Source organism: Actinocrinis sp. (genome assembly GCF_035938995.1).
Taxonomy (GTDB): domain Bacteria; phylum Actinomycetota; class Actinomycetes; order Streptomycetales; family Catenulisporaceae; genus DASZGI01.
This window is the reverse complement of record NZ_DASZGI010000409.1, coordinates 1-4,952: the sequence shown is the minus strand read 5'-3', so window position 1 is coordinate 4,952 and position 4,952 is coordinate 1. Positions and strand designations below refer to the sequence as shown.

Genomic DNA, 4,952 nt, shown 5'->3' with positions numbered 1-4,952 from the left:
GGATCATCTCGGCCTGGCGCAGCAGCACCTCGCGCCGGTCGGGACCGGCGGCCTGGCTGATCTTCGCCAGGTTGGCCAGCTGGCGGATCATCACCGCGGGCATCCCGGCGGAGGCCTGCCGGATCTTCTCGTGCGCCCGCTCCACCAGCCGGTCGTACGAGACCGGCATGATGATCAGCCGGACCAGGCCGTCGGCGTCGCGGCACACCGGGTCCGGATCCCAGTCCGCGGCGATCCGGTACAGGCTCTCGCCCAACCAGTCGATGCACGTCAGCGCGGTGAACGTGTCGTTGACCGCGGGGGACAGGGCCCGGATCGCGATCTCCACCAGCTGGTCCACCGCGAACGCCACGTCCTGCGTCAGCGTGCGGAACGGCCCGGTGATGTGCGACCGGCTCAGCTGGCGCTGCACAGCCGGCGCGGCCGCCGCCGGCCAGACCGTCGCGAACGCGTCGCCGCGGATGACGAAGTGGCCGGGCCGGTGGTGCAGCTGTATCACCACGTCCTGCTCGACGGCCAGTTCGACCAGCGCGGACCGCCGCACGAATTGGAGATAGCCGCTGGACGGGGCGGCGACCGTGCCGCCCTCGCGCGCGAGCATCCCCCGCACGGTGGTGGTGTCCGTCTCCGCTCCGCGCCGCCGCTGCCCGCTCGCCGTCTCCGCGTCGATCGCCCGCTCCAGATCCCGCGCGATCGAGGCGATGACCTGCGGCAGCTGGATCATCATGGCGATGTGGTGGATGAAGTAGATCAGGATCCCCACGTCGACCAGGGTCAGCCCGAGCGCCACCGTGATCGAGACGTGCGGGATGAAGTCGCCGTGGTCGCCCGGCCCGATCGCCACCAGGTCGAGCATCGCGTAGACGAAGGTGGCCACGAAGGTGCCCAGCGTCCACTGGGTGCCCCGGTCCCGGATGAAGTTGCGCAGCATCCGCGGCCCGAACTGGGTCGAGGTCAGGGTGAGTGCCACCAGGATGATCGAGAAGACCACGCCGACCACCGTGATCAGCGCGGCGGCCAGGGTGGTCAGGATCTGCCGGGCCGCGTCCGCGCTGCCGCTGATCACCCACGAGGGCAGGCCGAGCCGTTCGTTGTAGATGCGCGCGTCCAGCGCCCGGGTGATCAGGAACAGCAGGGTGGCGGCGACCACCTCGGCCGCCGGGACTAGCCACAGGTTGGTGCGCACGGCCTCGCCCAGCCACTGGGCCTCGGGACGTACTCGGCGGTTCACGGGGCCTGTCTTCCTTCGGTCTCGGGTAGTTGCTTCGCCGACCAGACTTCCCGGCACACCGTGTACGTAGGTTCACTCTAGCGTTTTCCTCGCACGACCCGGTTACGCCTCGATCACGCCGGGACGACGCCGGAACCGGACCGCGCCGCCGGCCGGCGACCCGTTCGGACGCGAGCGATCGCACCGCAGCTCAAGCACGCTTAGCGTCCGAGGAGTGACAGACGGATAACGGCGTGGGCGCGGGCGGGTGACGGGTTCCCGCGCCGCGTCAAGCGCGCGTGGAGATTGCGACCCTGGCCGTTAGAGCCGCGTGAGTGATCGCGGAAACGGCATCCGGCGGGGGTTCCATATACGACGCGGCCCCATGTCCGGGGCGCCACGTGTCCCTACTTTTCCTCAGGAGCCCGAGATGGCCGACGTGCTCATGGTCGCCTTGACGGTCGCGGTGTTCGCGGTGCTCGCCCTCATCGTGAAGGGGGTCGAGCGCCTTGAGCGCTGACAACGTCATCGGCCTGGTTGTTTCCGTCCTGCTGACCGTCTACCTGGTGGTCGCTCTGGTGAAGCCGGAGAAGTTCTGACATGGGTGTTGTCGCGGCGGGCTGGCTGCAAGCCGGCCTCCTCGTGCTGGCCCTGGCGGTCTCGTACCGCCCGCTGGGCGACTACATGGCCCACATCCTCACCTCGCCGAAGCACTGGCGGGTCGAGAAGGGCCTCTACCGGCTCATGGGCGTGGACGGCGACGCCGACCAGACCTGGCCGACATACGTGCGCTCGATGCTGGCGATATCCGTCGTCGGCGTGCTGGTGCTCTATCTGATCCTGCGCATCCAGGACCACCTGATGCTCGCGCTGGGCATGCCCTCGATGCAGGCGAACCTGGCGTACAACACGGCGTCGTCCTTTGTCACCAACACGAACTGGCAGAACTACTCGGGCGAGAACACCCTCGGCTACACCGCCCAGTTCGCCGGCCTCGCCGTGCAGAACTTCGTCTCCGCGGCGGTCGGCATCTGCCTGGCGGCCACGCTGGTGCGCGGCTTCGTGCGCAAGCAGACCGACCGCATCGGCAACTTCTATGTGGACCTCACCCGGCTGACCCTGCGCCTGCTGCTGCCGTTCGCCTTCGTGCTGGCGATCATCTTCGTCGCCGCCGGCGTCCCGCAGGAGCTGGCCAGCAGCCTGCACACGGTGACCACGGTGACGGGTGGCCAACAGACCATCTACACCGGCGCCACCGCCTCGCAGGAGGTGATCAAGGAGCTGGGCACCAACGGCGGCGGCATCTTCAACGCCAACTCGGCGCATCCCTTCGAGAACCCCAACGCCTGGACCAACTGGCTCGAGATCTACATGCTGCTGGTGATCTCGTTCTCGCTGCCGCGCACTTTCGGCAAGATGGTCGGCTCGCACAAGCAGGGCTACGCGATCCTCTCCGTGATGGCGATCCTCTGGGGCGCTTCAGTCTCGATCATCACGTGGATGGAGGCTCGCGGCTGGGGCAACGCGCTCGCGGTCGCCAAGGGGGCGATGGAGGGCAAGGAGGTCAGGTTCGGCATCCCGGGCTCGACCCTGTTCACCGCCTCCACCACGCTGACCTCGACCGGCGCGGTCAACAACATGCACGACTCGCTGACCCCGTTCGGCGGCGGCATGGCGCTGTTCGACATCATGATGGGCGAGATCGCGCCCGGCGGCACCGGATCAGGGCTCTACGGCATCCTGATGCTGGCCATCGTGACGGTGTTCGTCGCGGGCCTGATGGTCGGGCGCACGCCGGAGTACCTGGGCAAGAAGATCCGCCCGGCCGAGATGAAGTACGCGGCGCTGTACATCCTGGCCACCCCGTCCGTCGCGCTGGTCTTCACCGGCATCGCGATGGCGACGCCGACCGCGCGCAACTCGATCGCGAACTCCGGGCCGCACGGCCTGACCGAGGTGCTCTACGCGTTCACGTCGATGGCCAACAACAACGGCTCCGCGTTCGCCGGCCTGAACGGCAACACCCAGTTCTGGAACGTCGCCGGCGGCGTCGCGATGCTCCTCGGCCGCTTCATGCCGATGATCTTCGTCGGGGCCCTGGCCGGCTCGCTGGCGAAACAGAAGCACACCCCGGCCTCCGTCGGAACGCTGGAGACCCACAAGCCGCTGTTCGTCGGCCTGCTGCTCGGCGTGGTGCTCATCGTCGTCGGCTTGACCTACTTCCCGGCGCTCGCGCTGGGTCCGTTCGCTGAAGGACTGAAGTAACGATGGCGACGATAACGCCCACCGAGACGCCGAAGGCCCCTTCGGCCCAGCAGGCCGCAGCGCACCGCGTCGGCGGGGGTCTCCTCGACCCGAAGATGCTCTGGACATCGCTCCCGGCCGCTTTCAAGAAGCTCGACCCCCGCACCCAGCTGAAGAACCCGGTCATGTTCGTGGTCGAGGTCGGCTCCTTGCTGACCACCTACTCGGCCATCGCGCACCCGTCGGTCTTCGCCTGGACGATCACCGTCTGGCTGTGGCTGACCGTGGTGTTCGCGAACCTCGCCGAGGCGGTGGCCGAGGGCCGCGGCAAGGCGCAGGCCGAGACGCTGCGCCGGACAAAGACGCACACCGTCGCCCGCCGCCTGGCCTCCTGGGAGCCCGGGCTCTCAGGCGCGGAGACCGAGGTCCCCGGCACCGAGCTCAAGCTCGGCGACTACGTGGTGGTCGAGGCCGGGCAGACCATCCCCGGCGACGGCGACGTCGTCGAGGGCGTGGCCTCGGTGGACGAGTCGGCGATCACCGGCGAGTCGGCCCCGGTCATCCGCGAGTCCGGCGGCGACCGTTCGGCGGTCACCGGCGGCACCAAGGTGCTGTCCGACCGGATCGTGGTGAAGATCACCACCAAGCCCGGCGAGACCTTCATCGACCGGATGATCGCCCTGGTCGAGGGCGCCGCCCGGCAGAAGACGCCCAACGAGATCGCGTTGAACATCCTGCTGGCCTCGCTCACCATCGTCTTCCTGCTCGCCGTGGTCACCCTGCAGCCGATGGCGTTCTACTCCGGCGCGCCGCAGTCCCTGGTGATCCTGGTCGCCCTGGTGGTGGCGCTGATCCCGACCACGATCGGCGCGCTGTTGTCCGCGATCGGCATCGCCGGCATGGACCGGCTGGTGCAGCGCAATGTGCTGGCGATGTCCGGACGTGCCGTCGAGGCCGCCGGCGACGTCAACACCCTGCTGCTGGACAAGACCGGCACCATCACGCTGGGCAACCGTCAGGCGTCCGAGTTCGTGCCGGTGCAGGGTGTGCAGATCGAGGCGCTTGCCGACGCCGCGCAGCTCTCATCGCTCGCCGACGAAACGCCCGAGGGCCGCTCGATCGTGGTGCTGGCCAAGGAGCAGTACCAACTGCGCGGCCGCGAGGTGCAGGACGCGACGTTCATCGAGTTCACCGCGCAGACCCGGATGTCGGGCATCGACCTGCCGGACGGCACCTGGATTCGCAAAGGCGCCGCGACCGCAGTGATGAAGTGGGTGCGCGACAACGGCGGCCACCCCACCGAGCAGGTAGGGCAGATCGTCGACGCGATCTCCGGCTCCGGCGGCACGCCGCTGGTCGTCGCCGAGGTCAAGGCCGGCAAGGCCGAGGTCCTCGGCGTGATCCACCTCAAGGACATCGTCAAGGACGGCATCCGGGAGCGCTTCGCCGAGCTGCGCAAGATGGGCATCAAGACCGTCATGATCACGGGTGACAACCC

The 4,952-nt window shown here is 68.6% G+C and carries 4 protein-coding genes; 3 read left to right on the top strand and 1 reads right to left on the bottom strand.

Going from position 1 to position 4,952, the window contains the following annotated elements; translation table 11 throughout:
- Nucleotides 1-1,231, bottom strand: a 1,231-nt coding sequence (locus VGZ32_RS27870; RefSeq protein ID WP_326889209.1) for a DUF2254 domain-containing protein, incomplete at its 3' end; no start/stop codon positions are given.
- 488 nt (nt 1,232-1,719) lie between these two features.
- On the opposite strand from VGZ32_RS27870, the gene kdpF reads away from it, so the two are divergent.
- The 3 genes from kdpF to kdpB form a co-directional block, all read left to right on the top strand.
- Nucleotides 1,720-1,809, top strand: coding sequence for a K(+)-transporting ATPase subunit F (kdpF, locus tag VGZ32_RS27865; protein WP_326889208.1), 90 nt, complete (start codon nt 1,720-1,722; stop codon nt 1,807-1,809).
- A 1-nt stretch (nt 1,810) separates the two neighbouring features.
- The gene (gene kdpA, locus VGZ32_RS27860; protein ID WP_326889207.1) at nt 1,811-3,475 is read left to right on the top strand and encodes a potassium-transporting ATPase subunit KdpA; all 1,665 of its coding nucleotides are present in this window, start codon (nt 1,811-1,813) and stop codon (nt 3,473-3,475) included.
- 2 nt (nt 3,476-3,477) lie between these two features.
- Nucleotides 3,478-4,952 (top strand): potassium-transporting ATPase subunit KdpB (gene kdpB / locus VGZ32_RS27855; RefSeq protein WP_326889206.1); only part of this gene is annotated, 1,475 nt, incomplete at its 3' end.